The 25,244-nt window shown below is 68.7% G+C and carries 26 protein-coding genes; 15 read left to right on the top strand and 11 right to left on the bottom strand.

The window, feature by feature from the left end; all coding sequences use genetic code 11:
- Positions 1-83 precede the first annotated feature (83 nt).
- The 4 genes from sigK (at position 84) to V7Z82_RS08270 (ending at position 3,203) form a co-directional block, all read left to right on the top strand.
- Positions 84-683 carry an ECF RNA polymerase sigma factor SigK gene (gene sigK / locus V7Z82_RS08285; RefSeq protein WP_334150014.1) on the top strand — a complete coding sequence of 200 codons (600 nt, stop codon included), beginning with the start codon at positions 84-86 and terminating at the stop codon, positions 681-683.
- Positions 680-1,459 carry an anti-sigma factor gene (locus V7Z82_RS08280; RefSeq protein WP_334150012.1) on the top strand — a complete coding sequence of 260 codons (780 nt, stop codon included), beginning with the start codon at positions 680-682 and terminating at the stop codon, positions 1,457-1,459. Before sigK ends, V7Z82_RS08280 begins: the two co-directional genes overlap by 4 nt.
- 45 nt (positions 1,460-1,504) lie before the next feature.
- Entirely contained in the window at positions 1,505-2,134 is a 630-nt protein-coding gene (locus tag V7Z82_RS08275; protein WP_334150010.1) for a DNA-directed RNA polymerase subunit beta, read from the top strand.
- Between the two features lie 184 nt (positions 2,135-2,318).
- A complete protein-coding gene (locus tag V7Z82_RS08270; RefSeq protein WP_334150008.1) occupies positions 2,319-3,203 on the top strand; it encodes an aminodeoxychorismate lyase in 885 nt (294 codons plus the stop codon).
- A gap of 53 nt (positions 3,204-3,256) precedes the next feature.
- Here the strand turns inward: V7Z82_RS08270 and pstB are convergent, their stop codons facing one another.
- From pstB to V7Z82_RS08235, 7 genes are all read right to left on the bottom strand, one after another.
- The gene (gene pstB / locus V7Z82_RS08265; protein WP_045279523.1) at positions 3,257-4,036 is read right to left on the bottom strand and encodes a phosphate ABC transporter ATP-binding protein PstB; all 780 of its coding nucleotides are present in this window, start codon (positions 4,034-4,036) and stop codon (positions 3,257-3,259) included.
- 29 nt (positions 4,037-4,065) lie between these two features.
- Complete coding sequence (gene pstA / locus V7Z82_RS08260) at positions 4,066-5,169, bottom strand: phosphate ABC transporter permease PstA (RefSeq protein ID WP_334150005.1); 1,104 nt, start codon at positions 5,167-5,169, stop codon at positions 4,066-4,068.
- Between the two features lies 1 nt (position 5,170).
- Positions 5,171-6,121 carry a phosphate ABC transporter permease subunit PstC gene (gene pstC / locus V7Z82_RS08255; protein ID WP_334150003.1) on the bottom strand — a complete coding sequence of 317 codons (951 nt, stop codon included), beginning with the start codon at positions 6,119-6,121 and terminating at the stop codon, positions 5,171-5,173.
- A gap of 90 nt (positions 6,122-6,211) precedes the next feature.
- A complete protein-coding gene (gene pstS, locus V7Z82_RS08250) occupies positions 6,212-7,318 on the bottom strand; it encodes a phosphate ABC transporter substrate-binding protein PstS (protein ID WP_334150001.1) in 1,107 nt (368 codons plus the stop codon).
- 231 nt (positions 7,319-7,549) lie between these two features.
- Positions 7,550-8,527, bottom strand: a complete 978-nt coding sequence (locus V7Z82_RS08245) for an NUDIX hydrolase (protein WP_334149999.1) — start codon at positions 8,525-8,527, stop codon at positions 7,550-7,552.
- Positions 8,524-10,689 (bottom strand): RNA degradosome polyphosphate kinase, encoded by a 2,166-nt coding sequence (locus V7Z82_RS08240; RefSeq protein ID WP_334149997.1) that lies wholly within the window; start codon positions 10,687-10,689, stop codon positions 8,524-8,526. Before V7Z82_RS08240 ends, V7Z82_RS08245 begins: the two co-directional genes overlap by 4 nt.
- A gap of 52 nt (positions 10,690-10,741) precedes the next feature.
- Positions 10,742-11,425 (bottom strand): winged helix-turn-helix transcriptional regulator, encoded by a 684-nt coding sequence (locus V7Z82_RS08235; protein WP_334149995.1) that lies wholly within the window; start codon positions 11,423-11,425, stop codon positions 10,742-10,744.
- 72 nt (positions 11,426-11,497) lie between these two features.
- Between V7Z82_RS08235 and V7Z82_RS08230 the strand changes: the two genes are divergently transcribed.
- From V7Z82_RS08230 to ygfZ, 3 genes are all read left to right on the top strand, one after another.
- Positions 11,498-11,788: a hypothetical protein gene (locus V7Z82_RS08230; protein ID WP_334149993.1), complete on the top strand. Its 291-nt coding sequence runs from the start codon at positions 11,498-11,500 to the stop codon at positions 11,786-11,788.
- Between the two features lie 153 nt (positions 11,789-11,941).
- Positions 11,942-12,544 (top strand): FABP family protein, encoded by a 603-nt coding sequence (locus V7Z82_RS08225; protein ID WP_334149991.1) that lies wholly within the window; start codon positions 11,942-11,944, stop codon positions 12,542-12,544.
- A 1-nt stretch (position 12,545) separates the two neighbouring features.
- Complete coding sequence (gene ygfZ, locus V7Z82_RS08220) at positions 12,546-13,676, top strand: CAF17-like 4Fe-4S cluster assembly/insertion protein YgfZ (RefSeq protein ID WP_334149989.1); 1,131 nt, start codon at positions 12,546-12,548, stop codon at positions 13,674-13,676.
- Between the two features lie 29 nt (positions 13,677-13,705).
- Here ygfZ and V7Z82_RS08215 read toward each other — a convergent pair whose 3' ends face one another.
- Entirely contained in the window at positions 13,706-14,530 is an 825-nt protein-coding gene (locus V7Z82_RS08215) for a class I SAM-dependent methyltransferase (protein ID WP_334149987.1), read from the bottom strand.
- Positions 14,531-14,611: 81 nt separating this feature from the next.
- Here V7Z82_RS08215 and V7Z82_RS08210 point away from each other — a divergent pair, with 81 nt between their 5' ends.
- A complete protein-coding gene (locus V7Z82_RS08210; protein WP_334149985.1) occupies positions 14,612-15,361 on the top strand; it encodes a phosphoglyceromutase in 750 nt (249 codons plus the stop codon).
- Between the two features lie 93 nt (positions 15,362-15,454).
- On the opposite strand, the gene phoU is transcribed toward V7Z82_RS08210, so the two are convergent.
- Positions 15,455-16,153 carry a phosphate signaling complex protein PhoU gene (gene phoU / locus V7Z82_RS08205; RefSeq protein ID WP_334149983.1) on the bottom strand — a complete coding sequence of 233 codons (699 nt, stop codon included), beginning with the start codon at positions 16,151-16,153 and terminating at the stop codon, positions 15,455-15,457.
- Positions 16,154-16,371: 218 nt separating this feature from the next.
- On the opposite strand from phoU, the gene V7Z82_RS08200 reads away from it, so the two are divergent.
- Positions 16,372-17,604: a sensor histidine kinase gene (locus tag V7Z82_RS08200; RefSeq protein WP_334149981.1), complete on the top strand. Its 1,233-nt coding sequence runs from the start codon at positions 16,372-16,374 to the stop codon at positions 17,602-17,604.
- Positions 17,601-18,284 carry a response regulator transcription factor gene (locus tag V7Z82_RS08195; RefSeq protein ID WP_334149979.1) on the top strand — a complete coding sequence of 228 codons (684 nt, stop codon included), beginning with the start codon at positions 17,601-17,603 and terminating at the stop codon, positions 18,282-18,284. The genes V7Z82_RS08200 and V7Z82_RS08195 overlap by 4 nt, the downstream gene beginning before the upstream one ends.
- Before the next feature lie 77 nt (positions 18,285-18,361).
- Here V7Z82_RS08195 and V7Z82_RS08190 read toward each other — a convergent pair whose 3' ends face one another.
- Entirely contained in the window at positions 18,362-18,838 is a 477-nt protein-coding gene (locus V7Z82_RS08190; RefSeq protein WP_334149977.1) for a DNA modification methylase, read from the bottom strand.
- 135 nt (positions 18,839-18,973) lie between these two features.
- On the opposite strand from V7Z82_RS08190, the gene V7Z82_RS08185 reads away from it, so the two are divergent.
- The 5 genes from V7Z82_RS08185 to V7Z82_RS08165 all read left to right on the top strand — a co-directional run bounded on the left by V7Z82_RS08185 (position 18,974) and on the right by V7Z82_RS08165 (position 23,905).
- Positions 18,974-19,456 carry a CarD family transcriptional regulator gene (locus tag V7Z82_RS08185; protein WP_017201416.1) on the top strand — a complete coding sequence of 161 codons (483 nt, stop codon included), beginning with the start codon at positions 18,974-18,976 and terminating at the stop codon, positions 19,454-19,456.
- A 95-nt stretch (positions 19,457-19,551) separates the two neighbouring features.
- Entirely contained in the window at positions 19,552-20,805 is a 1,254-nt protein-coding gene (gene ispD / locus V7Z82_RS08180; RefSeq protein WP_442927604.1) for a 2-C-methyl-D-erythritol 4-phosphate cytidylyltransferase, read from the top strand.
- A gap of 9 nt (positions 20,806-20,814) precedes the next feature.
- Positions 20,815-22,212, top strand: coding sequence for a cysteine--tRNA ligase (gene cysS, locus V7Z82_RS08175; RefSeq protein ID WP_334149951.1), 1,398 nt, complete (start codon positions 20,815-20,817; stop codon positions 22,210-22,212).
- The gene (gene rlmB / locus V7Z82_RS08170) at positions 22,212-23,219 is read left to right on the top strand and encodes a 23S rRNA (guanosine(2251)-2'-O)-methyltransferase RlmB (RefSeq protein WP_334149949.1); all 1,008 of its coding nucleotides are present in this window, start codon (positions 22,212-22,214) and stop codon (positions 23,217-23,219) included. The genes cysS and rlmB overlap by 1 nt, the downstream gene beginning before the upstream one ends.
- A 44-nt stretch (positions 23,220-23,263) precedes the next feature.
- Positions 23,264-23,905: an NAD(P)-dependent oxidoreductase gene (locus tag V7Z82_RS08165; RefSeq protein ID WP_334149947.1), complete on the top strand. Its 642-nt coding sequence runs from the start codon at positions 23,264-23,266 to the stop codon at positions 23,903-23,905.
- Here the strand turns inward: V7Z82_RS08165 and V7Z82_RS08160 are convergent.
- A complete protein-coding gene (locus V7Z82_RS08160; protein ID WP_334149945.1) occupies positions 23,902-25,209 on the bottom strand; it encodes a DUF4032 domain-containing protein in 1,308 nt (435 codons plus the stop codon). The genes V7Z82_RS08165 and V7Z82_RS08160 overlap by 4 nt on opposite strands.
- Positions 25,210-25,244 lie beyond the last annotated feature (35 nt).

The raw sequence follows: 25,244 nt of genomic DNA, 5'->3' as shown, positions 1-25,244 counted from the left end.
GGAGCCTCACGCCTGGGCCGGATGCAGCCGATCCCCGGGATATCGGTGGCGCTTCATGCGCGAGAATCGACGAGAAATGCGGCATGCTTAGAGGGATGGTCATCGATGGAATGGACGTGCCGGAGGACGGCACGGGAAGCGACGCGGTCGCAGACCTGCTCGTGCGCGTCGCCGCCGGTGATCAGCAGGCTTTCGCGGAGCTCTACGACACCCTCTCCTCCCGAGCGTTCGGACTCATCCTGCGCGTGCTCGTGAACCGCTCGCAGAGCGAAGAAGTCCTGCAGGAGGTTTTTCTCGAGATCTGGCAATCCGCCTCGCGCTTCGCTCCGAACAGAGGTCAAGGACGGACATGGGTGATGACCATCGCACATCGTCGGGCCGTGGATCGGGTGCGTGCATCGCAGTCGAGCGCAGACCGTGATGTGAAGGCTGGTCTCAGGGACATCGGAGTGGCGCATGACAGTGTCGCAGAGCAGGTGGAACTGGGCATCGACGGCGAGAAGGTCGTGGATGCACTCTCGGGTCTGCCTGAGGTGCAGCGCGAAGCGCTCGTCCTCGCGTATTACGGCGGCTACAGCCAGAACGAGATATCGGTGCTCGTCGGAGCACCGTTGGGAACGATCAAGACACGGATGAGAGACGGACTGACCCGTCTCCGCACAGCCATGGGGGTGACAGCATGAACGAAGCAGAGTTCGCAGAACTCGCGGCCGGCGCTGCCCTGAACGCGCTGTCGCCCGTCGAGGAGCGCCGCTTCCGCGACGCACTCGTCGCCCACCCCGAGTGGGCTGACCTCGTCGACGACGACGTGGAGACGGCAGGAGTGCTCGCCATGAACGCTGCGTCGGTTGCGCCCCCGGCTCACATCCGATCGGCACTGCTCGCGCAGATCGCCATCACCCCGCAGCATCCGGTCGATGACATCCCCGACTCGCCGAACGCAGGTCCGTTGAACGACGTGATCGTTCCGGAAGCCCTGCCGGCACTCGCGCGCAAGCCTCGCCGCTGGTCGCGGTCGCTGCTCGCCCTGGCCGCATGCCTCGCGCTCGTCGTCGGAGTCGGCATCGGTGCAGCGACGCTGAACACGTACTTGAACCGCCCGGCATCCGTCGTGGCGCTCGAGCAGATCCAGTCGGCGGACGACGCCCAGGAGGCGTCGGTGACGCTCGACGACGGCGGCACGGCCACTGCGCACTGGTCGGCATCCGTTGGCACTGCCGTGCTCGTGACCGACGGCATCCCCTCGGCCGCCGATGGCGAGACCTACGAACTCTGGTTCGTCCGTGGTGACGCGCCTGTGTCGGCGGGCGTGTTCGACACCGAGGGTGGCGACGCGACGGCGGTACTGGCCGGCGACATGCACGAAGGCGACGTGATCGCGGTCACGGTCGAGCAGGCTGGCGGCTCCCCATCGGGCGCCCCGACCTCCGACCCGTTCATCGTTATCCCCACGGCCTGAGCACTCGGACAGCCCGCGCGTCAGGATCGCGGGTAGCCTGGTTCGATGCCCGAGCAGCATCACCGCCCCGTCCACCGGCCATCGAGTTCCTTCGACAACATCGTCGGCTCGCATGACCCGGCCGAAGAGACGCGCATCGCGCACGCGACGGCATCGGCTCTGCTGACCAGGGTCCGCGCCGACGAGAGCGGTGTGAGCGCTGAGCGCCTCGTGGCCTTCACCGCCGAGCACGGCATCGACGAGATCGCCGAGCTGTGGTCCAAGGCGCTGCCGCACACGCTGCCCGGTGCGCTGTGGCGGCTCTACCTGCTGCAGCTGGCGATCCATTCCGACGCCCGCACGGCGGCGCTGCTGTACGAACGAGGGCGCATCGAGCTGCCGTCGGCGGATGCCGCGATCGCGGGAGCGCCGGTGCCGGTCAGCCCGGACGAGCTGGAGGTGCTGATCGATACGATCCTCCGCGGCGCCTTCCGCGGTGACTTCGCCGTCGCGCTCGAGCGTGCCGCAGCGTTCTGCCGCGTGCAGGCCTCGGGCGCCACGCATACGGCGGACGACTACGAGCCGACCGAACCGGAGCGAGCCAGCGAGCTGACCACGCGGGCGCTGCGGCTCAGCAGCTACGCGCAGGACCTCTCGGCCGCGTCGACGCTCTGGCGAGCCGGCACGCTCATCTGACGGCGAGCTCGGCATTCCGGCTCTGGCCGTGAGAGCTGGAGGCAGGAAAAGACCGGGCCGCAAAAACGCCTCTCGGCGGAAGGCCGCTCGCAGCGGCGAAAAATGGAGCCCGGGGTTATGCGGCCCGGCCACTCCATTGTAACGCGACGGCACGCTGGCTATTCCCGGCGTCTAGGCTCGGAGCATGACCCAGCGCTTCGCACTGATGATCGATCCGGTGGCCGCGGATGAGACCCGCGACGACTACGCGGACACCTTCACGCGAGTCGATGCCGCAGCTCCCGCCCTGAGTGTCGGCGAGCTGAGCACGCAGCGCGGCGACGGCGTCTTCGAGTCGATCGGCGTGATCGACGGGCACGCGCAGGAGGTCGTCCCGCACCTCGACCGCCTCGCCCACTCCGCGCAGCTGTGCGATCTGCCGGCGCCGAACGCGCAGCAGTGGCATCAGGCGATCGACCGGGCGGCAGCCGAGTGCGGGGAGGGTGAGGCGGTCATCAAGCTGATCCTCAGTCGCGGCGTCGAGCACGGTCCGACGCCGACCGCCTGGGTCACCGCCGCGCCCGCAGCGGACTTCTCCGAGGTGCGTCAGCGCGGCATCCGTGTCGTCACTCTCGACCGCGGGTATGACCTGGGCGCGGCAGAACGAGCCCCCTGGCTGCTGCTCGGGGCGAAGACCCTGTCGTACGCCGTGAACATGGCCGCGCTGCGCGAGGCGCACCGCAGAGGGGCCGACGACGCGATCTTCCTGTCGAGCGACGGGTTCGTGCTCGAAGCGCCGACGGCATCGCTCATCCTCCGCTTCGGCGACCGCTTCGTGACGCCGGCGCCGAACGGCGGCATTCTGCACGGCACGACGCAGCTCAGCATGTACGAGCACCTCGCGGCTCGCGGCTTCGAGACGGGATACGACCGCATCCCGGCATCCGACCTGCCCCGCGCGGATGCAGCGTGGCTCGTGTCGAGCGTGCGCCTCGCTGCGGCCATCACCGCGATCGACGGTCACGAGCTGCCCGTGGACCAGGCGCTCACCGACGAGCTCAACCAGTATCTGCTCTCTCCGCGCGACTGACGCACGACGGGCCCGGAGCCGAAGCCCCCAGCCCGTTCGCGGTGTTGCTCGGCTCAACCGAAGCGGCCGGAGACGTAGTCCTCTGTGGCCTGCACAGACGGCGTCGTGAAGATCGACGTGGTGTCGTCGTACTCGATGAGCTTGCCGGGCTTGCCGGTGCCGGCGATGTTGAAGAAGGCGGTGCGGTCCGAGACGCGCGACGCCTGCTGCATGTTGTGCGTCACGATGACGATCGTGTACTCGGTCTTGAGCTCGCCGATCAGCTCTTCGATCGCGTAGGTCGAGATCGGGTCGAGGGCCGAGCAGGGCTCGTCCATCAGGAGCACGTCGGGCGAGACCGCGATCGCACGCGCGATGCAGAGACGCTGCTGCTGGCCACCGGAGAGGCCGGAGCCCGGCTTCTCGAGACGGTCCTTGACCTCGTTCCAGAGGTTCGCGCCCTGGAGCGACTTCTCGACCAGCGCATCCGCGTCGGACTTCGAGATGCGCTTGTTGTTCAGCTTCACACCGGCGAGCACGTTCTCACGGATCGACATGGTGGGGAACGGGTTCGGACGCTGGAACACCATGCCGACCTGACGGCGCACCGTCACCGGGTCGACCGACGGACCGTAGAGGTCGTCGCCGTCGAGCAGCACCTTCCCCTCGACTCGTGCACCGGGGATGACCTCGTGCATGCGGTTCAGGGTGCGCAGGAACGTCGACTTGCCGCATCCGGACGGGCCGATGAAGGCGGTGACGCTGCGGGGCTCGATGTTGAGGGAGACGCCCTCCACCGCGAGGAAATCGCTGTAGTAGACGTTCAGGTCGTTGACTTCGATGCTCTTGGACACTGCAGTTCCTTGCTTCTCGGGTCTGCGGCTCAGCGGCCGGTCTTGGGTGCGAAGATCTTCGCGACGAGTCGCGCGACCAGGTTGAGCACCATGACGATGATGATGAGGGTGAGTGCAGCAGCCCAAGCACGTTCCACGTATGCCTCTGCGGGAATGCCCTGGTAGGCGTACTGCGAATAGGTGAACACCGGGAGGGTCTGCATGCGGCCGCTGAACAGGTTGTAGTTCATGGCGTCGGTGAATCCGGCGGTGAGCAGCAGCGGCGCGGTCTCGCCGATCACTCGCGAGATCGCGAGCATCACACCGGTCGTGATGCCGGCGATCGACGTCGGGAGCACCACCTTGACGATGGTCAGCCACTTCGGCACGCCGAGGGCGAACGCGGCTTCACGGAGCTCGTTCGGGACGAGACGGAGCATCTCCTCGCTGGAGCGCACGACCACCGGGATCATGAGCACCGCGAGGGCGACCGAACCGGCGATGCCCATCCTGACGCCTGGCCCGAAGATCAGCGCGAAGAGGGCGTAGGCGAAGAGACCAGCGACGATCGAGGGGATGCCGGTCATCACGTCGACCAGGAAGGTGATGGTGCGCGCCATCCGCCCGTTCTTGCCGTACTCGACCAGGTAGACGGCGGTCATCAGACCGATCGGGATCGAGATGACGGCGGCGGCGAGCGTGACGAGCAGCGTGCCGACGATGGCGTGCAGAGCCCCGCCGCCCTCGCCGAGCACTCCGCGCATCGACGAGGAGAAGAAGAGGCCGTCGAAGCGGGCGACACCCGTCGCGACCACGGTCACTGCGACCGAGACGAGTGGCACCATCGCGATCGCGAAGGCGACGGTGACGACGCCGGTCACGAGGCGGTCGACCGCCTTGCGCGACCCCTCGATGATCCGCGAGATGACGTAGATCAGGATGAGATAGACGACGGCACCGAGGATGACGGAGCCGGCGATGTTGAGTTCGGCGCCGGATGCCATCGCCTGCACGGCGAACGGTGCGGCACCCACCAGGAGGGCGACTCCGAGCAGTGCCCAGGGTGCCCAGCGCGGCAGGTGACCGGAGCTGAGGGAGACTGCAGGGCGCGATGCCGCAGCGGCACGCGACGTTTCGGGGGCGGTCACGGTCATGTCAGTTCGCTCCCGAGAATTCCTTGCGGCGGTTCACGAACCAGCGTGCGAGCGCGTTGACCGCGAACGTCACGACGAACAGGATCAGACCGGTCGCGATGAGGATGTTGATGTTGACCTGGTAGGCCTCCGGGAACGTCAGCGCGATGTTCGCGGCGATCGTCGAGGGGTTCGTGGAGGTGAGGAGCTCGAAGGTGACGGCTTTGCTGACCGAGAGAACCATCGCGACGGCCATGGTCTCGCCGAGTGCGCGGCCGAGGCCGAGCATCGACGCGGAGACGATGCCGGAGCGGCCGAACGGCAGGACGGCCATCCGCACCATCTCCCAGCGGGTGGCGCCGAGTGCGAGCGCCGCCTCTTCGTGGAGGACCGGGGTCTGCAGGAAGATCTCGCGGCAGATCGCCGTGATGATCGGCACCACCATGACGGCGAGCACCATGGCAGCCGTGAGGATCGTTCGGCCGGTCGGCGAGACGATACCGCCGAAGAACGGGATCCAGGAGGCGTTGGCGTTCAACCAGGCGTAGATCGGCTGCACGGCCGGTGCCAGCACGAGGATGCCCCAGAGGCCGAACACGACCGAGGGCACCGCCGCGAGCAGATCGACCACGTAACCGAGGCCCTGCGCGAGACGGCGCGGTGCGTAGTGCGTGATGAACAATGCCACGCCGAGTGACAGCGGCACGGCCAGGAGCAGCGCCAGGAACGCCGCCCAGACCGTTCCGAACAGCAGCGGCCCCACGTAGTCCCAGAAGTTGGTCTTCAGGAGCGAGGCGTCTTCGGCAGTCGCGGCGAAGGCCGGGATCGACTGCACGACGAGGAAGATCGCGACCGCGGCGAGCGTGATCATGATCATGGAACCGGCGGCGACCGCCGTGCCCGAGAACCAGATGTCGCCGGCGCGCTTCTTCGCGACGATGCGCGTTGACGCCGGCGCGGTCGTGGCTGTCATGGGAGCTGCTTCCTGCTCAGTGGAGATCGGTGGTCTGACGCGAGCAGACGGTCTCCGGGATGCCGCAGCATCCCGGAGACCGTCGTGAACTCACTTGATGAGGTCGATCGCAGCCTGAGCCTGCGTGCGCAGGTCGTCGGAGATCGGAGCGCTGCCGGCGTTGGATGCCGCGGCGTCCTGGCCCTCGGCGCTGATGGCCGTGGTGAAGAAGGCCTTGGTCAGCGCAGCGACGTTCTCGTCCTCGTACTCGGCGCAGCCGATGAGGTAGCTGACGAGGAGCACCGGGTAGGCGCCATCGGCGGTCGTCGTGCGGTCGATCGCGAACGCGAGGTCGCCCTCCGTGCGGCCGTCCTCGATCTTCGAGGCGTCGAGGGTGGCAGCAGCGCCCTCGGCGGAGTGTGCGACGAACGCGTCGCCGACCTTGACGTTGACGGCCGAGAAGTCGGCTGCCTGCGAGGAGTCGATGTAGCCGATGAGGCCCTGTCCGCCCTTGACGGCGTTGGCGACACCCGAGGTCTTCTCAGCGGACTCGCCGGCGAGGTCTGCCGGCCACTCCTCGACGCTGCCTGCGGTCCAGACGTCACCTGCGGTCTGTGCGAGGTAGTCGGTGAAGTTGCCGGTCGTGCCCGACTTGTCGGAGCGGTGGACGGGCGTGATCGCCAGGTCGGGAAGCGTCGCGTCGGGGTTGTCCTTGGCGATCGCGGGGTCGTTCCAGTTGGTGATCTTGCCGGCGAAGATCGACGCGATGGTCTCGGCGTCGAGGTTCAGCTCGTCCACGCCGTCCAGCGAGAACACGATGGCGATCGGGGAGATGTAGGCGGGGACCTCGACGAGGTCGGAGCCGTCGACGCAGGCACCGAAGCCGCCTGCCGCGATCTCGTCGGTCTTGAACGCGCGGTCGGAGCCGGCGAAGTTCACAGCGCCCTGCTGGAACGACTCGCGGCCGCCACCCGAGCCCTGCGGGTCGTACTCGACCTGTGCGTCGGGGTTGGTCTTCTGGAACTCGGCGGTCCATGCCTGGATGGCGACCTGCTGCGAGGAGGCGCCCGCGCCGACCAGCGAGCCGCTGACAGCGGCGGAGTCGGAGGTGGGGGCGTCGGAAGAACCGGTGCCGCCTTCGTTCGCGGCACAGCCGGCGAGAGCAAGAGCGGCGATGGCGCCGATGGCGCCGATGCGAGCGATTCGGGAGATCTTCACTGTGGATCCGTTCGATCGTGGATGGGGTTGAGGCCCGGTGCAGGGCACACAGTGACGCTATGCGCGGCGGTTAACGAGACTCTCCCGCGCAGGTGAACGGAAGGTGAACGACCGGCGACGCTCTGGGGGCGTGCCCAGGCGAGACAAGGCGTGGTCGCTGACCCGCGACTGAGGTGCTGCCCCACGATCGGGTCGCTGATCCACGACTGGGTCGCTGAGCCCGTCGAAGCGTCAGACCTTCGGGATGTGCGTCTCGATCGCGATGATCCCGGAGCCGGGGTTCGTCGCCGAGAGGTGCACGACCGAGAACGCTGCCGGTTCGAGATCGGCTGCGCTGCTCAGGTACGAGCCCTGGATCGTGCCGGTCGCGAGCGCGATCTCCGAGAGGAGTCCCGGCAGTACCGGGCCGTGGCTGCAGACGACGGCGGGCTTGAGCGAGCGCACGCGATGTCCGATGACCGAGCGGAGGTCGTCGGCGCCGTCCTCCCATGCATCCTGACTGATCCGCTCGGTCTCGACCAGCTTCCGGCCGATCGCCTTCGCGAGCGGACGGACGGTGGCGACGCAGCGCACGGCGTCGCTCGTGACGATCTTGCGGATGCCGAAGGCCTGCAGTGGGCCCACGATGGACTTCGCCTGCTTCTTCCCTCGTTCGGTGAGTGGTCTGCCGGCATCCGGGCCGTCCCACTCCGAGCGGGCGAGTGCCTTCGCATGCCGGAGCACGACCACCGGGAACGTGTGCAGCACGCCGTCGTCGACGAGGTTCGAGAAGAAGTCGATGATCTCGAGGTCGACGGGATAGCTGAGGCGGGCGCGCGCCTGCTTGACGCTCACCCATTCGAGCGCGGCGATCTCGCGATTCGGCACGAAGGTCGATTCGCGGATCGCATCCTCGGTGGCCTCGGCCGCCCAGTAGTGCACGACCTTCTGCTTTCGCGAGGCCATCACGTAGCGACTCACGCCGACGGGCACGCCGAGCGAGACGCGGATGCCGGTCTCCTCGTGCACCTCGCGGACCGCGGTCTCCGCGAGCATCTCACCCGGATCGACCTTGCCCTTGGGAAGCGTGATGTCTCGGTACTTGGTGCGATGGATCAGCAGGATCTTCAGCTTGCCCTCGACCAGGCGCCAGACGACAGCGCCTGCGGCGTAGACGGCCTTGTCGGTCCATCCTGCGCGAGGCGCCTCGGTCGTCTGCGCCGCGGTCATCGCACCGCCCGCGCGCGACGTCGTCGCTGGATCAACCCCATGGTCTTATCCTGCAGGTCGATGAGCGGGTTCCCATCGGCATCCTCGGCGTGGCGCTCCCAGACTCCGTCCGGGCCGAGATGCCACGACGTGGTTCCCGGGTCCATCGCGAGGTCGAAGAAGGCCTGCAGCTCCTGCAGATGCGCCGGGTCGGTCACCCGGACGAGGGCCTCGACACGTCGGTCGAGGTTGCGGTGCATCATGTCGGCACTGCCGATGTAGACCTGCGGGTCACCGCCGTTCTCGAAGGCGAAGATCCGGGAATGCTCGAGATATCGACCGAGGATGCTGCGCACGGTGATGTTGTCGCTGATGCCGTCGAGGTCGGTGCGCAGGCTGCAGATGCCCCGGACCCAGACCTCGACCTTCACACCGGCGACGCTCGCGCGATAGAGCGCGTCGATGATCTCCTCGTCGACCATCGAGTTCACCTTGATGCGGATGTGCGCGGGCTTGCCGGCCTCCGCGTTCTTGCGCTCGGCGTCGATCTGGCGCACCAGGCCCTTGCGCAGGTGGAGCGGAGCGACGAGCAGCCGCTTGAACTTCTTCTCGATCGCGTAGCCGCTGAGCTCGTTGAACAGGCGGGTGAGGTCCTTGCCGACCTGCGCATCGGCGGTGAACAGACCGAAGTCCTCGTAGATGCGGCTGGTCTTCGGGTTGTAGTTGCCGGTGCCGACGTGCGAGTAGTGCTGGAGCTTGCCGTCTTCCTCGCGGATCACGAGTGCGAGCTTGCAGTGCGTCTTCAGGCCGACCAGGCCGTAGACCACGTGCACACCGGCCTTCTCGAGCTTGCGCGCCCAGACGATGTTGTTCGCCTCGTCGAAGCGCGCCTTGACCTCGACCAGTGCGAGCACCTGCTTGCCGGACTCCGCCGCGTCGATCAGCGCCTGCACGATCGGGCTGTCGCCCGAGGTGCGGTACAGCGTCTGCTTGATGGCGAGCACATGCGGATCGCGCGCGGCCTGCTCCAGGAACGCCTGGACGCTGGTCGTGAACGACTCGTACGGGTGGTGCACCAGCACGTCGGCCTTGCGGATGGCCTTGAACATGTCGGCGCGGGTGCTGCTGTCGCCCGGCTGGAACGCCACGGCCGTCGTCGGCAGGTGCGGCGGGTAGCGGAGGTCGGGGCGATCGATGCGCGACAGCGCGAACAGCCCCCGCAGGTCGAGCGGGCCGGGGAGGCGGTAGACCTCCTGATCGGTGATGTCGAGCTCCTTCACGAGCAGCTCGAGCGTCACGTCGTCCATGTCGTCGGTGATCTCGAGGCGGATCGGCGGGCCGAAGCGGCGACGCAGCAGCTCGGCTTCGAGGGCCTGGATGAGGTTCTCGCTCTCGTCCTCCTCGATCTCGACGTCCTCGTTGCGGGTGAGGCGGAAGGCGTGATGGTCGAGCACCTCCATGCCAGGGAACAGATCGCCCAGGTGGTTGGCGATCAGCTCCTCCAGGCTGAGGTAGCGGACGATCGCGCTGGCGCCAGGCACCTCGACGAAGCGCGGCAGCATCGGGGGCACCTTCAGGCGCGCGAATTCCTGACGCCCGGTGCGGGCGTTGCGGATGCGGATCGCCAGGTTCAGCGAGAGGCCCGAGATGTAGGGGAACGGATGCGCCGGGTCCACCGCGAGCGGCATGAGCACCGGGAAGACCTGCGCCTGGAAGTACTCCGACAGCGCGGCGCGCTCGGGGTCGGTGAGCTCGGACCACTCGGTGATCTCGACGCCCGCGTCGGCGAGCGCCGGCCGCACCAGGGAGGTCCAGGCATCCGCGTGACGCAGCTGCAGGGCGTGAGCCTCGCGGGAGATGTCGGTGAGGGCATCTGCGGGGGAGCGTCCGATGTTGGTCGGCACAGCCAGCCCGGTCACGATGCGGCGCTTCAGTCCCGCGACGCGCACCATGAAGAACTCGTCGAGGTTGCTCGCGAAGATCGCCAGGAAGTTCGCCCGCTCGAGCTCCGGCAGCGATGCGTCCTCGGCGAGCTCGAGCACTCGCTGGTTGAACGCCAGCCAGCTGAGCTCGCGGTCGAGGTAGCGGTGGTCGGGAAGCAGGGCGTCCGGCGCCTCGACGGCATCGAAGTCGTCGTCTTCAGCGTCACCGAGGCCTGCGTCGGCGAGTGCGGGATCGATCATGGGGTACATCTAAGCACCGCCAGGTGTCGTGCGCGTGAACGGGGTCGTCGCGTCAGCGCGTTGCGACGACCGTCTCGTCGTCGTAGACGTTGAAGCGGTACCCGACGTTGCGCACGGTGCCGATGATCTGGTCGGCATCGCCGAGCTTCGCGCGCAGTCGCCGCACGTGCACGTCGACCGTACGGGTGCCGCCGAAGTAGTCGTAGCCCCACACCTCGCTGAGCAGCTGCTCACGGGTGAACACGCGGGACGGGTGCGTCGCCAGGAAATGCAGGAGCTGGAACTCCTTGTACGTCAGGTCGAGCGGCTTGCCGTGCAGCTTGGCCGAGTAGGACTGCTCGTCGATCGTGACGCCGGAGGCCTGGACGCGGGTCGGCGCGGCGACCTCGTCGCGCCGGGCGAGTGCGAGGCGGACGCGTGCGTCCGCCTCTGCGGGGCCTGCAATGGAGAGGAGCACATCGTCGATGCCCCAGTCGCCGGAGAGCGCGCTCATGCCGCCTTCCGTGACGACGAGCAGCAGGGGTGCGTCCTGGCCCGTGGCGCGCAGCAGGCGGCAGAGCGACTTCGCGCCGACGAGATCCTGACGGCCGTCGACGATCACGATGTCGTATTCGGGTGCGCTGACGAGCTGTGCCGGTTCGGCCGGGATCTGGCGCACGCGGTGGCTGAGCAGTTCGAGCGCGGGCAGCACCTGCTCCGAGATCGGAGCGTTCGTCAGAACCAGAATCTCGGCCACGCGCACTCCTCACCTGCATCGGGCGATGCCGTGGGGCCATGATACCGGCACCTGATGGGTCACAATGGAGTCATGTCGGAACCAGCCCTCGCACCGCGCAACGCCTTCGTCGGCGTGATCGCCGTCTGGGTCGTCGCCTTCCTCTCCAGCATCGCGGTCGGGATCTTCGTCCCTGAGGAGTGGCGTGTGTCCTGGATGCTCGTCGCCTTCGGCGGCGTGATCCTGCTGTCGTTCGCCGTGCAGCTCTGGTACGGACGCACGCAGGGGTTCATCTTCCGCGTCGCTGGAAGCGTCACCGGAGCCCTGCTGTTGATGGGGATGATCTCGGTCGGATTCGGTCTGGCCGCGCTGATTCCTGCCTGACACCACCCCGCGGCGGGGTAATGTGGAGGGCATGGACATCATGGCACTCGAGATCTTCTTCATCGGTCTGCTTGGCCTGGCGAGCCTGGCGATCGTCTTCGTCTCGGCCGTGGTGCTGCGCAACCTCTTCCGCGGCCAGCGCTGAGCGCGATCGTGCTCGACCTGCCGACCGATCTCCCCGCCGACATCGTCCCGCTCTCGTGGCTGATCGGCGTCTGGGAGGGCACCGGTGTCATCGACTTCCCGGTCGGCGACGACCGCGTGCAAGGCGAGTTCGCACATCGTGTGAGCTTCAGCCATGACGGCGGCCCCTTCCTGAACTACTCCGCCACGGCGACGCTCCTCGGCGAGGAGGACGCAGTACCGCAGCAGCTGATCGCGGAGACCGGCTTCTGGCGGCTCGCCCGCCCAGCGACCGACACGGATGCCGGACCGGGACTGCTGCCTCCACTGGCAGCGCCGACCACGCGAACCGTCGATGACGTCGAGCTGCTTCGCTCCGAGAGCGGTGGCTTCCCGATCGAAGTCTCGATCGCGCACGCCGACGGGATGCTCGAGCTCTATCTCGGCGAGATCTCCGGGCCTCGAATCGACATCTCCACCGACGCCGTCGTCCGCGGCGCCGGGGCGAAGGAGTACGGCGCGGCGACGCGCCTCTACGGCCTGGTCGACGGGCACCTGCTCTGGGCGTGGGACATCGCCGCGCTCGGCACGCCGCTCCGTTCGCATGCTTCCGCACGTCTGGCGAAGGTCTGACGTGAGCGCCTTCTCGGGCATCCGTGGAGCCGTCGCCGACGAGCACGGGATCTCGCACTTCGGTGAGCCCTTCATCGAGCAGCGCCGCGTGGCGGCCGGCACCGCGTTCGTGCCGCTCGACGACCGCCGCGTGATCGAGGTCGCAGGCCCGGAACGGCTCAGCTGGCTGGACTCGATCACCTCGCAGTCCGTCGGACGTCTCGCCCCCGGTGAGAGCACCGAGCTGCTGGTGCTCGACCCCCAGGGTCGCGTCGAGCATGCGGCCGGCGTCCTCGACGACGGCGCATCGACCTGGCTGATCGCGGATGCGGCGGACGCCGAGGGCCTCGCGACCTGGCTGACCCGCATGAAGTTCCGCACCCAGGCGACGGTCGACCTGCGCCCGGAGTTCGCGCTCCTCGGCTTCGTGGACGGTGGTGCCGCTGCTGCGACCGTGACCGCGGCGGCACTCGCCCCGACCGGTGCGCCCCTCATCTGGGCTGATCCCTGGCAGCGCGTGTCGATCGGCGGGCACCAGTACGCCGAGGTCTCCGACCACCCCGGCGCAGCGCTCGCCTGGCGCGTCGGCATCGTGCCGGTCGATAAGCTGGATGCGCTCGCCGCATCCGTCGAGCCGGACGCGGTCGCAGGGCTGCTCGCCGCCGAGGCGCTTCGCGTCGCTGCGTGGCGGCCTCGGTGGGCCGCAGAGGTCGACGATCGGTCGCTGCCGCACGAGTCCGACTGGATCCGCAGCGCCGTGCACCTGAGCAAGGGCTGCTATCGCGGGCAGGAGACCGTCGCCAAGGTGCACAACCTCGGGCACCCGCCCCGCCGTCTCGCCGCACTGCAGCTCGACGGCAGTGAGGCAGTGCTTCCCGCCCCCGGCTCGCCCGTCTTCGTCGGTGACGACGAGGTCGGCCACATCACCTCGGTCGCCCGGCACCATGAGGACGGACCGATCGCGCTCGCGATCCTCGCACGTCGCACGCCGGTCGGCGATCTCGTGGTCCGCGACGACGGGATCGACATCGCGGCCGCCCAGCAGGTCATCGTGCCGGCGGATGCCGGTGCGACCGCCGACATCCCGCGGATCACCCGCCTGTCTCGGCGCCCAGCCGCTCCGGACCCCCGAGGCAGCAGCGCCGGACGCTGAGGCACTGGCCGCGTCGCAGCGCGGACCCTTCAGGGCAGCGGCGCCACGGCATCCCAGGGCACCGTCAGCTCGCCGAGCCGCCAGCGCGTGCGTCCGCCCTGGACCGGCCACCCCTGAGCGCGCAGCGCCGACACCGCGGCGAGGAACCGCTGCGTCGCACCGAACGTCGAGAGCGACGCGGCGCGCTCCCACTCGCGGTCGAGGTCGCTGAGGAGCGCGTGGATGCGCTCGCCCGGCACGTTCCGGTGGATCAGCGCCTTGGGCAGCCGCTCGGCGACGATGCTCGGCTGCGCGAGCTCCGTCAGGCGCAGCGAGATCGTGAAGCGCAGGGCACCGCCGTCCGCCCCGACGTCGATCCAGCTGGAGACACGGCCGATCTCATCGCAGGTGCCCTCGATCACCAGGCCGTCCGGCGCCAGCCGCGACGACATGGTGCGCCAGGCATCGGCGACGTCGGCCTCGTCGTACTGCCTGAGGACGTTCATCGCCCGGATCACCGCCGGTCGGCGCGCACCGGGGAGCGGCACCTCGAATCCGCCGCGGGCAAAGGACACGTGCAGCTCGGGGGAGAACGGAGTTCGTCCTGCCCGCACGTCGGCGAGCTGCTCGCTCGCGAGCGCCACGCGGGCCGGATCGATCTCGAGGCCGCGCACCTCGGCATCCGCACGCACGCCCTGCAGTCGTGTCGCGAGCTCGAACGCGGTCACGCCGCTGGCGCCGAAGCCGAGGTCGACGACCAGCGGGTCCGTCGCACGGAGGAAGGCGCGGCTCGCGGCGATCCAGCGGTCGTTGCGCCGCAGCCGGTTGGTGCCGGTCGTCCCTCGCGTCGGTCGACCGAGGGGAGATGACGCCATGCGTCAATCCTCCCAGCCCGCCGATGCGTTCAGTGACCGCCAGGGGAGCGAACGCGAGACCGACGCGGATAAACTGACGGCATGACTGCGACGCGCACCCTCATCCTGCTCCGCCACGGCCGGAGCGAGTGGAACGAACTGAACCTGTTCACCGGCTGGGTGGACGTCCGCCTGAACGAGCAGGGCATCACGGAGGCCCGCCGCGGCGGCGAGCTGCTGGCCGAGTCCGGACTGCTGCCGGATGTGCTGCACACCTCGCTGCTGAGCCGTGCGATCCAGACCGCGAACATCGCGCTCGACGCCGCCGACCGCCTGTGGATCCCCGTCACGCGCTCGTGGCGTCTGAACGAGCGTCACTACGGCGCGCTGCAGGGCAAGGACAAGGCGCAGACGCTCGAGGAGTTCGGCCCTGAGCAGTTCCAGCTGTGGCGCCGGTCGTTCGATGTGCCGCCGCCCGTGCTCGACGACGACAGCGAGTTCAGCCAGACACGCGACCCCCGCTACGCCGACATCGACGGCGAGGTGCCCCGCACCGAGTCCCTCAAGCTCGTGATCGACCGCCTGCTCCCGTACTGGGAGAGCGCGATCGTCCCCGACCTCGAAGCCGGCAAGACCGTGCTGGTCACCGCGCACGGCAACTCGCTCCGTGGACTCGTGAAGCACCTCGAGGGCATCAGCGACGACGACATCGCCGAGCTGAACATCCCCACCGGCATCCCGCTGGTGTACGAGCTCGACGAGAACAACGTGCCCACCGGTCCCGGCCGCTACCTCGACCCGGAGGCCGCAGCCGCCGGTGCCGCAGCGGTCGCAGCGCAGGGCAAGAAGTAAGCGGCGCAGCCGCTCATCGACGAAGCCCCTCCCGATCCATGCGGATCAGGAGGGGCTTCGTCATGCAGATGGGGCTTCCGCAGCGCGGATGGGTCAGGCGTGGCCGAGCTCCTGCTGCTGCTCGACCGCGAGGGCGATCTCGGCTTCGGAGACCTGCCAGTCACCGGTCGCGAGGTAGACCATCTTCTTGGCGACGGCGACCGCGTGGTCCGCGAAGCGCTCGTGGTACCGGCTCGCGAGCGTGGCGTCGACCGTCGCGGTCGCCTCGCCCTTCCAGTTGTCGCTGAGCACCTTCTCGAAGACGGTGGCATGCAGTTCGTCGACGTCGTCGTCCGCGTTGCGGATCGTGTCGGCGAAGCGCAGGTCGCCGGTGCGCAGCAGCTCGGACAGCGTGCGGGAGATCTCCACGTCGAGCTCGCCCATCTTGACGAAGGTGCCCTTGAGGCCCTTCGGGATGGCGCGCTCCGGGAAACGGAGGCGAGCGAGCTGCGCGATGTGCTCGGCCATGTCGCCCATGCGCTCGATCGACGCGCTCACGCGCAGCGCGGTGACGACGATGCGCAGGTCGCGGGCGACCGGCTGCTGGCGGGCGAGGATCTCGATCGCCTGCTCGTCGAGCGTGATGGCCAGTGCGTCGATCTTGGCGTCGTCGGCGATGACCTCCTCGGCCAGGGCGACGTCGCTGGTCGCGAACGCTCGCGTCGCCTTGTCGATCGCGACGGTGACGAGGTCCGCGATCTCCACGAGACGGGACTGCAGGTCCTCGAGGGACTGGTGGAAGACTTCGCGCATGGTGGGGCGCAACCTTTCATTCGGATCTCGACTGTGGTGTCAGCGCGAGACGGCTGGTCGTCCGCACGAGAGCAGGACTGCGCTCCGCACAGGCCCGATCAGATTGTGTGCTCCGAAGGTTAACGAACGGTGCCCAGCACGTGAATAGTACTTCTCGCGTTGCGCTGCACCCCTGAAAACGCGCCGGAACGCGGGTGAACGCACTCTACGCTGGAGTCATGACGTTGCCGCAGGTCGCGCTGATCGCTCTCGCCGCAGGCGTGTTGATCGGCGTCGGTCTCTCCCTCCTGCTGGTGTGGGCCTTCCGAGCGCGAGCGCGTGTCGAGCTGGAGACCTCCACCGTGGTTCCCGATGGCATCACCGATGTCCTCGACAGCATGGACGATGCGGCCTGTGTCGTCGACACCTCTGGGCTGGTGCTCGCCGCCTCGCAGGCGGCGACGCGGTTCGGTATCGACGTCGGCTCGACGCTCGACAACCCGGAGCTGCGGCTGCTCGTGCGCAGTGTCAGGGCCACGGGTGGCACCAAGACCGAATCGCTGCGCATCACCCGCGGTGGGGTCAGTCTCGATCCGCGCCTCGTCTCGGCGCGTGCGAGCGTGCTCGGAGCGCGGATGGCGTTGCTGATCATCCGCGACGTGACGGAGCAGGAGCGTCTCGACCAGATGCGCCGCGACTTCGTCGCGAACACGAGCCATGAGCTGAAGACGCCGGTCGGCGCGGTCAGCCTGCTCGCCGAGGCGATCGAGTCGGCTGCCGACGACCCGCCCCAGGTGCGGATCTTCGCCGCACGGATCTCCGCGGAGGCCGGACGCCTCGCCCAGCTCACCGGACGCATCATGAGCCTCTCCCGGCTGCAGGCCGAGGACGGCTTGACCGAGGTCAACGCGGTGTCGATCGATGAGGTGGTCGCGGCATCCATCGAGGCGCACGTCGTGCAGGCGGACTCCGCAGGCGTCGATCTCGCACGAGGCGGCGACCGCGGCGCCTGGGTGCGCGGCGACGCGCAGATCCTGATCGAGGCCGTGGGCAACCTCGTCGCCAACGCGATCGTCTACTCCCCGCGCGGCTCTCGCGTGGGCGTCGGCGTGAAGGCTGAGGACGGCGTCGTCGAGATCGCCGTGGCCGACCAGGGCATCGGCATCTCCGAATCCGACCGGGAGCGCATCTTCGAGCGGTTCTACCGCGCGGACGACGCCCGCTCCCGACGCACCGGCGGCACCGGACTCGGCCTGTCGATCGTGAAGCACGCCACCCAGCGGCACGGCGGCGAGGTGCGCCTGTGGTCGCGGCCGGGGCGCGGATCGACCTTCACCATCAGGCTTCCGCTGATCGACGCGCCCGAGCCCGTCGACGGCGGCAAGAAGAGCAAGAAGAAGCGCGCACGCAAGGAGGCCAAGGCGAAAGCGAAGGCCTCGGGCGGACGCGTACGAAACGGAGAAATCGCATGACACGCATCCTTCTCGTCGAGGACGAGCCCGACCTCGCCGACCCGCTCGCGTATCTGCTGCGGCGAGAGGGCTATGAGGTCGAGATCGCCGAGGACGGCCCTGGCGCGCTGACGGCGTTCCGGGATCGTGGCGCTGATATCGTCCTGCTCGACCTGATGCTGCCCGGTATGCCGGGCACCGAGGTGTGCCGGCAGATCCGCTCGACCTCGGCGGTGCCGATCATCATGCTGACGGCCAAGGACTCCGAGGTCGACATCGTCGTCGGGCTGGAGCTGGGCGCGGACGACTACATCACGAAGCCGTACTCCTCGCGGGAGCTGCTCGCCCGCATGCGGGCGGTGCTGCGTCGGGTGGTGCAGGCGGAGGGCGAGCTCGACGAGCGCGTGCTGGACGGCGGGCGCGTGTCGCTCGACATCGACCGGCACACGGTCTCGGTCGCCGGCTCCGTGATCAACATGCCGCTGAAGGAGTTCGAGCTGCTCGAGGTGCTGATGCGCAACTCCGGCCGAGTGCTCACCCGCGGTCAGCTGATCGACCGGGTGTGGGGGAGCGACTACTTCGGCGACACCAAGACCCTCGACGTGCACATCAAGCGCATCCGCTCGCGCATCGAGGAGAACCCGAGCGAGCCGGTGATGCTGGTCACCGTGCGCGGTCTGGGCTACCGCTTCGAAGGCTGAGAGCCAGGCCAGCACCGGAACGCAGAAGAGGCCGGCCCATCGCGGGCCGGCCTCTTCTGCGTGCAGGAGCTGGGGGATCAGTCGTCGCTGGGCACCAGGTCCGCGTAGTACGGGAGGGATCCGTCGAGCACCGGCACCTGCGTCTTGACGCCGAGCGCGTCGCCCGACTGGAAGTGCATCTCGATCGTCGCACCCGGCATGGTGTCGAGGCCGACGATGCGCAGCGGCTCCGCGTCCGCGCCGTAGCTGATTCGGTCGCCGGCTGGGACAGTCACCGTGAACGGATCCTCGACACCCGCGACCGCGATCGTCAGCGTCGCGCGCTCGTCGGTGGGGTTCACCACGGCGCCGATGAAGTTGCCGACGCTGCCGTCTTCGTTCGCGACGATGAAGGCGTTGCGGACGTCGAGGGGGCTCTCCGGGTCGAACACGTTGACGCCGTCGGAGGCGGAGTACTCGATCTTCGTCGCCTGCGGCGAGATGAACGTGCAGCCGGTCGCGCCGAGCAGGACGAGAGCGCTGATGGCGGCAGACGCAACAAGGCGCGATTTCACTGGTCCTCCTGGGGTCCGACGGAATATCCGCATCCATTCTACGGGTACGCGAGCGCCGTGACGGAGCGGCCGAGGCGCGAACCTTAGCGCATACGCCCTGTGGTATCCTTGAGGTTGCCGAAAGGACACGTTTTTATGCTTTTTGAGGTTGGCGAGACAGTCGTCTATCCGCACCATGGCGCCGCGACCATCATCGAGGTCAAGGAACGCATCATCAAGGGTGAGGCGAAGAAGTATCTGAAGCTGAACGTCACCCAGGGCGATCTCATCATCGAGGTCCCCGCAGAGAACGTCGACCTCGTCGGCGTTCGTGACGTGATCGGCAAGGAAGGCCTCGACCATGTGTTCGAGGTGCTTCGCGCACCGTTCACCGAGGAGCCGACCAACTGGTCGCGCCGGTACAAGGCGAACCTTGAGAAGCTCGCCTCCGGCGATGTCATCAAGGTCAGCGAGGTCGTCCGCGACCTCTGGCGCCGCGATCAGGACCGCGGGCTCTCCGCGGGAGAGAAGCGGATGCTGGCGAAGGCGCGTCAGATCCTCATCTCCGAGCTCGCGCTCGCTGAGAAGACCGACGAGGACAAGGCGGGCGCACTGCTCGACGAGGTCCTCGCGTCCTGAATCCGTCGTCGACCCGAGGGTCGTGACGAAGGGGCGGATGCTGCGGCGTCCGCCCCTTCGTCGTATCCGCGAGACGGTAGCGTGAGATCGTGACCATGCTCCCCGTTCCCGACACCGCGATCATCGTCGTCGCCGCCGGCTCAGGCACTCGCCTGGATGCCGGCGCGCCCAAGGCCTTCGTCGGCATCGACAGCCGGTCGATCCTGCGCCACGCGCTCGACGGCGTGTTCGCCGCCGCACCGGCGCAGGTGATCGTCGTCGCTCCCGCGGGCTTCGAGGGCGATGCCGAGACCGAACTCCGGGAGGCCGCCGGCGAGCGCATCGACCTCGGTCGTGTCGTGACCGGCGGTGAGACCCGGCAGCTGTCCGTGTCTGCCGGACTCGCGGCACTCTGGGGTGACGTGACGACCGTGCTCGTGCACGATGCCGCGAGGGCGCTCACGCCGCCGGCCCAGATCGATGCGGTGGCGCGGGCTGTGCTCGCGGACGCCGGTGTGATCCCGGCGCTCCCGGTGGTGGACACGCTGAAGCGGGTCGACGACGGCGTGATCATCGCCGCAGTCGATCGCTCCGAGCTCGCCGCGGCGCAGACGCCGCAGGGGTTCCCCCGTGGCCCGATGGAAGCGGCATACGCCGCAGCGTCGGACGCCGGCGTCGAGTACACCGACGATGCGGCGCTGTTCGCCGCGAACGGCGGACAGGTGCGGCACATCGAGGGCTCAGAGCGTGCGTTCAAGATCACGACTCCCGGAGACCTCGAGCGGGCGCGTCATCTGCTGGCGGATGCTGCTGCGCGGCCGCTCCCCGCAGCGCACCAGGCGACCGCAGGTCTCCCGGTGACCGCAGCGCCCCGGGTCGGCATCGGCACCGATGTGCATGCGTTCGGCGGCGAGGGCACGCTCTGGCTCGCGGGTCTCGAATGGCCGGGGGAGGCCCCGCTGTCCGGGCACTCCGACGGCGATGCGGTGGCCCACGCGATCGTCGATGCGCTGCTCGGCGCGGCCGGACTCGGCGACATCGGCGAGCACTTCGGCACCTCGCATCCGGAGTACGCGGGCGCCCATGCCACCGTGTTCCTGGCGCGCACACGGGAGCTGCTCGCCGAGGCAGGGTTCGCGATCGGCAATGTCTCGGCGCAGTTCCAGGGCAACCGTCCTCGATTCAGCGCGCGCCGGACCGAGGCCGAGCAGGTGCTCTCGGCGGCCCTCGGCGGTGCGCCGGTGTCGGTGACGGCGACGACCACCGACGGCCTCGGATTCCCCGGTCGGGGCGAGGGGATCTCGGTCACGGCGATCGCGACGGTGCTGCCGGAGGGACTTACTCAGGGCCACGTCACGCCGCCCCGGTAAGATTGAGCGGTGACACTCCGCCTCCACGACACCCGCACGCAGGATCTGCGTGACTTCGTGCCTCTCGACCCCGAGAACGTCACGATGTATGTGTGTGGACCCACGGTGCAGTCCGGCCCCCACATCGGGCACGTGCGAGCCGCGCTCAGCTTCGATCTGCTGCGCCGATGGCTCGAGCACCGCCACGGCAGGGTCACCTTCGTGCGGAATGTCACCGACATCGATGACAAGGTGCTGCAGAACGCGACCGACGTCGAGCCCTGGTGGGCCCTCGCCTACCGCATCGAGCAGGAGTTCACTGCGGCATATGCCGGCATCGGCATCCTTCCGCCGACCTACGAGCCCCGCGCGACGGCGTCGATCCCGCAGATGCAGGAGCTCATCGCGCTGTTGATCGAGCGCGGCCATGCCTACCCGGCGCCCGACGGTTCCGGCGACGTGTACTTCGACGTGCGCTCCTGGGCCGAGTACGGCGAGCTGACGCACCAATCGATCGATGCGATGGAGGCGGCCGAGGACGCCGATCCCCGCGGCAAGCGCAACCCGCAGGACTTCGCGCTCTGGAAGGGTGCCAAGTCCGATGAGCCGGCCGACGCGACCTGGGCATCCCCGTGGGGTCCCGGGCGACCCGGCTGGCACATCGAGTGCTCGGCGATGGCGAAGCGGTACCTCGGCGCAGAGTTCGACATCCACGGCGGCGGCCTCGACCTCCGATTCCCGCATCACGAGAACGAACTCGCGCAGTCGACTGCCGCGGGCGACGCGTTCGCCCGGCACTGGGTCCACAACGGACTGGTGACCGTGAACGGGCAGAAGATGTCGAAGTCCCTCGGCAACTTCACGCTCGCCGCAGACGTGCTCGCCGAGCGGAATCCGCTGGTCGTTCGCTACGCCCTCGCGGCAGCGCACTACCGGTCGAGTCTCGACCTCACAGCGTCGTCGTGGGACGAGGCGGATGCGGCGCTCGGTCGTATCGGCACGTTCATCGCCCGTGTGCGGCGCTCGCTCGCAGGTGCGCCCGACGAGTCGCGGATCGGTGAGATCCCTGACGACTTCGCGGCCGCGATGGACGATGACCTCGGCGTGCCGCAGGCGATCGCCGTGCTGCACGAGACCGTGCGGCGGGGGAACACCGCGATCGACGCCGGCGATGACGACACCGCGTGGGGCGCGTTCGTCCAGGTGGACGCCATGGCGAGGCTGCTCGGGTTCGATGAGCTCATGAGCACCGGCGGGGACGTCGCCGAGCACAGGACGCTGGACGCACTCGTCCAGGCGATGATCACGCAGCGCGCACAGGCGCGTGCGGACAAGGACTGGGCGGCGGCGGATCGCATTCGCGACGCGATCGCCGCCGCAGGAATCACGCTGGAGGACTCTCCAGCCGGAACTCATTGGAGCATTTGATGGCGAAGCCAGGCAACCCCTCAGCGGGCAAGGGCAAGAAGAAGGGCCCCAGCAAGGGCACCGGTGGACTCGGACGCAAGGCGCTCGAGGGCCGCGGACCGACCCCGAAGGCGGAGGATCGCGCGTGGCACCCCGCGGGGAAGCGCAAGGCAGCGGCCGAGCGCTACGCGGCATCCGGCGGCAAGGGCCGTCCTGGCGGGCAGCGGCAGACATCCGGCGGCAGCCCGAACCGCTCCGCACGCGCGAAGGACAACACGACCGAGACCGAGGTCGTCACCGGCCGCAACTCGGTGCTCGAGGCGCTTCGCGCCAAGATCCCCGCGACCGCGTTCTACATCGCGCAGCGCGTCGAGATGGACGACCGCGTCAAGGAGATGCTGTCGATCGCGACGCATCGCGGCATCCCGGTGATGGAGGTCACGCGCCAGGAGCTCGACCGCATGGCGGGCTTCGACGGCGTGCACCAGGGCGTCGCCATCAAGGTGCCGCCGTACGAGTACGCGCACCCGCAGGACCTGCTCGAGCAGGTCATCGACCGCGGCCAGGTGCCGCTCTTCGTCGCCCTCGACGGCATCACCGATCCCCGCAACCTCGGCGCCGTCATCCGTTCGGCCGCTGCGTTCGGTGGCCACGGCGTCATCCTGCCCCAGCGTCGTTCAGCCGGCGTGAACTCGGCCGTGTGGAAGACGAGCGCCGGCGCTGTCGCGCGGACCCCCGTGGCCCTCGCGACCAACCTCACGACGCTGCTCAAGGAGTTCAAGAAGCAGGGCGTCTTCATCCTCGGCCTCGCCGGTGACGGCGACGTCTCGCTCCCGGCCCTGCAGCTCGCCGACCGCCCGGTCGTCATCGTCGCAGGCTCCGAGGGCAAGGGTCTCTCGCGGCTGGTCCGCGACACCTGCGACCAGATCGTCTCGATCCCGATCTCCGCGGCCACCGAGTCGCTGAACGCCGGTATCGCCACCTCGGTCGCGCTGTACCAGGTCGCGAGCACTCGCGCCGGGAACTGACCCGCACCGCCCGCACGCTCCAACCGCTGACAAAGGAGAACCGCATGGCTCGCATCGTCGTCCTCGGAGGGACCGGCTACGCCGGTCGCCACATCGTCTCGGAGGCGGTGACCCGCGGTCACGGGGTGATCGCCGTCTCGCGGTCGGAGCCGAAGGATCCGGTCGCCGGTGCGGCCTACGTGCAGGGCTCAGTGCTCGACATCGACTCCATCGCTGCCACCTTCGAGGGTGCGGATGCCGTCGTCTCGGCGCTCTCGCCCCGCGGCGACATGGAGAACAGCGTCCTCGAGGCGCTCGGCACCATCGCCGAGCGCCTCACCGGCACCGAGACGCGCCTCGGCGTGATCGGCGGGGCCGGTGGCAGCCTCATCGCCCCCGGCGGTCCTCGGCTGTTCGATCAGGGCTTCCCCGAGGAGTACAAGCACGAGGCGCAGGTCGGCATCGACTCACTCGCCCTGCTGGAGGGATCGGATGCCGGTCTCGACTGGTTCTTCGTGCACCCGGCCGAGGTGTTCGGGCCCTGGGCCGAGGGAGAGCGCACCGGGAAGTACCGCGACGGCGGCGACGTGATCGTGCGCGACGCTGACGGGAAGTCGACCATCTCGGGCGCTGACTTCGCCATCGCGGTGGTCGACGAGATCGAGCAGGGCAACCACCACCGCGAGCGGTTCACCGTCGGGTACTAGACCAGATCGCGCCAGTCGACGGCGTCATCGTCGTCGTCCGCGAGTGACAGCGAACCCGTGATGACGGGAAGGCTCATGGTCTCGGTCGGCGGACCCATGATCGTGGCCTCGTCGCGACGGTGACGCAGCACCTCGTTGATGTAGCTCGTCAGCACCTCGGCGAGCGGCACGGAGCGACCGTGCGCCTGGGAGAGGTACCAGCGGTGCTCGAGCACCTGGTGGAAGACCTCCGCCGGCTCGAGCTTGGCGCGCAGCTCGTAGGGGATCGCCCGCACCACCGGCTCGAACACGCGGGTCAGCCATTCGTGCGCGTACATCTCCTCGTCAGCCCACTGCTTCGTCGACCGCGCGCGGAACTCGTCGAGGTCGTTCAGCAGGCGGCGGGCCTGGTTCTCCTCGACGTCGAGCCCGGTGAGGCGGATCAGGCGTCGCTGGTGATGTCCTGCGTCGACGACCTTCGGCTGGATCTCGACGACCGTTCCGTCGGCCGTGGTCGACATCGACATCTCATCGATGTCGAAGCCCAGCGCGTTCAGGCGCTCGACGCGCTCGGTGATCCGCCAGGTCTCTGCGGACGAGAACGACTCCTGAGCGGTGAGCTCCGCCCACAGCGAGCGGTACGACGAGACGATGCCGTCGGCGATCGCGATCGCGTCGACGCCGTGCTCGAGGCGGCCGCCGGCGGCGAGGTCCATGATCTCGCCGGCGATGTTCGTGCGCGCCAAGTCGAGGTCGTAGGAGCGCTGACCGTCGGTCAGCCCCTCCTCGTGCAGCTCGCCGGTCTCGGCATCCACCAGGTACGCGGCGAAGGCGCCGGCATCGCGGCGGAACAGGGTGTTCGAGAGCGAGACGTCGCCCCAGTAGAAGCCGACGTTGTGCAGGCGCACGAGCAGCAGCGCCAGGGCGTCGACGAGCCGCGTCGCCGTGTCGGGGCGCAGCACCCGCGTGAAGAGCGCGCGATACGGCATCGAGAAGCGCAGGTGCGAGGTGACGAGCGCGGCGGGGAGCGGTTCGCCGTCGGCATCCGTCCGTCCGGCGATCACCGCGACGCGGTCGACGCAGGGCACATCGAGGCGGGCGAGGTTGCCGAGCATGTCGTACTCGCGCTGTGCCATCTCGGCGGTGGTCTCCTTCACCGCGATGACGCGGCCGGAGAGGTCCGCGAAGCGGACGAGGTGACGGGAGAGACCTTTGGGCAGCGAGACGATGTGCTCGGACGGCCACTTCGCGAGCGTGGTGGACCAGGGGAGCGAGAGCAGCCCTGGGTCGACCTTGCTGGCGGTGATCCGCAGCGAATCCTGCATGGAGCTCCCTGGGTGCGTGGGTGGGGAAACACGAA

The sequence above is a fragment of the Microbacterium sp. genome (genome assembly GCF_036823965.1).
GTDB lineage: Bacteria > Actinomycetota > Actinomycetes > Actinomycetales > Microbacteriaceae > Microbacterium.
This window is presented reverse-complemented; position numbering and strand designations above follow the sequence as displayed.

Excerpts from the sequence above, each read along its gene's own strand:
- sigK (WP_334150014.1), top strand. The coding sequence starts at position 84 with ATGCTTAGAGGGATGGTCATCGATGGAATGGACGTGCCGGAGGACGGC.
- V7Z82_RS08280 (WP_334150012.1), top strand. The coding sequence starts at position 680 with ATGAACGAAGCAGAGTTCGCAGAACTCGCGGCCGGCGCTGCCCTGAAC.
- V7Z82_RS08275 (WP_334150010.1), top strand. The coding sequence starts at position 1,505 with ATGCCCGAGCAGCATCACCGCCCCGTCCACCGGCCATCGAGTTCCTTC.
- V7Z82_RS08270 (WP_334150008.1), top strand. The coding sequence starts at position 2,319 with ATGACCCAGCGCTTCGCACTGATGATCGATCCGGTGGCCGCGGATGAG.
- pstA (WP_334150005.1), bottom strand. The coding sequence starts at position 5,169 with ATGACCGTGACCGCCCCCGAAACGTCGCGTGCCGCTGCGGCATCGCGC.
- pstC (WP_334150003.1), bottom strand. The coding sequence starts at position 6,121 with ATGACAGCCACGACCGCGCCGGCGTCAACGCGCATCGTCGCGAAGAAG.
- V7Z82_RS08245 (WP_334149999.1), bottom strand. The coding sequence starts at position 8,527 with ATGACCGCGGCGCAGACGACCGAGGCGCCTCGCGCAGGATGGACCGAC.
- V7Z82_RS08240 (WP_334149997.1), bottom strand. The coding sequence starts at position 10,689 with ATGATCGATCCCGCACTCGCCGACGCAGGCCTCGGTGACGCTGAAGAC.
- V7Z82_RS08230 (WP_334149993.1), top strand. The coding sequence starts at position 11,498 with ATGTCGGAACCAGCCCTCGCACCGCGCAACGCCTTCGTCGGCGTGATC.
- V7Z82_RS08215 (WP_334149987.1), bottom strand. The coding sequence starts at position 14,530 with ATGGCGTCATCTCCCCTCGGTCGACCGACGCGAGGGACGACCGGCACC.
- V7Z82_RS08210 (WP_334149985.1), top strand. The coding sequence starts at position 14,612 with ATGACTGCGACGCGCACCCTCATCCTGCTCCGCCACGGCCGGAGCGAG.
- phoU (WP_334149983.1), bottom strand. The coding sequence starts at position 16,153 with ATGCGCGAAGTCTTCCACCAGTCCCTCGAGGACCTGCAGTCCCGTCTC.
- V7Z82_RS08200 (WP_334149981.1), top strand. The coding sequence starts at position 16,372 with ATGACGTTGCCGCAGGTCGCGCTGATCGCTCTCGCCGCAGGCGTGTTG.
- V7Z82_RS08195 (WP_334149979.1), top strand. The coding sequence starts at position 17,601 with ATGACACGCATCCTTCTCGTCGAGGACGAGCCCGACCTCGCCGACCCG.
- V7Z82_RS08185 (WP_017201416.1), top strand. The coding sequence starts at position 18,974 with ATGCTTTTTGAGGTTGGCGAGACAGTCGTCTATCCGCACCATGGCGCC.
- ispD (WP_442927604.1), top strand. The coding sequence starts at position 19,552 with ATGCTCCCCGTTCCCGACACCGCGATCATCGTCGTCGCCGCCGGCTCA.
- rlmB (WP_334149949.1), top strand. The coding sequence starts at position 22,212 with ATGGCGAAGCCAGGCAACCCCTCAGCGGGCAAGGGCAAGAAGAAGGGC.
- V7Z82_RS08165 (WP_334149947.1), top strand. The coding sequence starts at position 23,264 with ATGGCTCGCATCGTCGTCCTCGGAGGGACCGGCTACGCCGGTCGCCAC.
- V7Z82_RS08160 (WP_334149945.1), bottom strand. The coding sequence starts at position 25,209 with ATGCAGGATTCGCTGCGGATCACCGCCAGCAAGGTCGACCCAGGGCTG.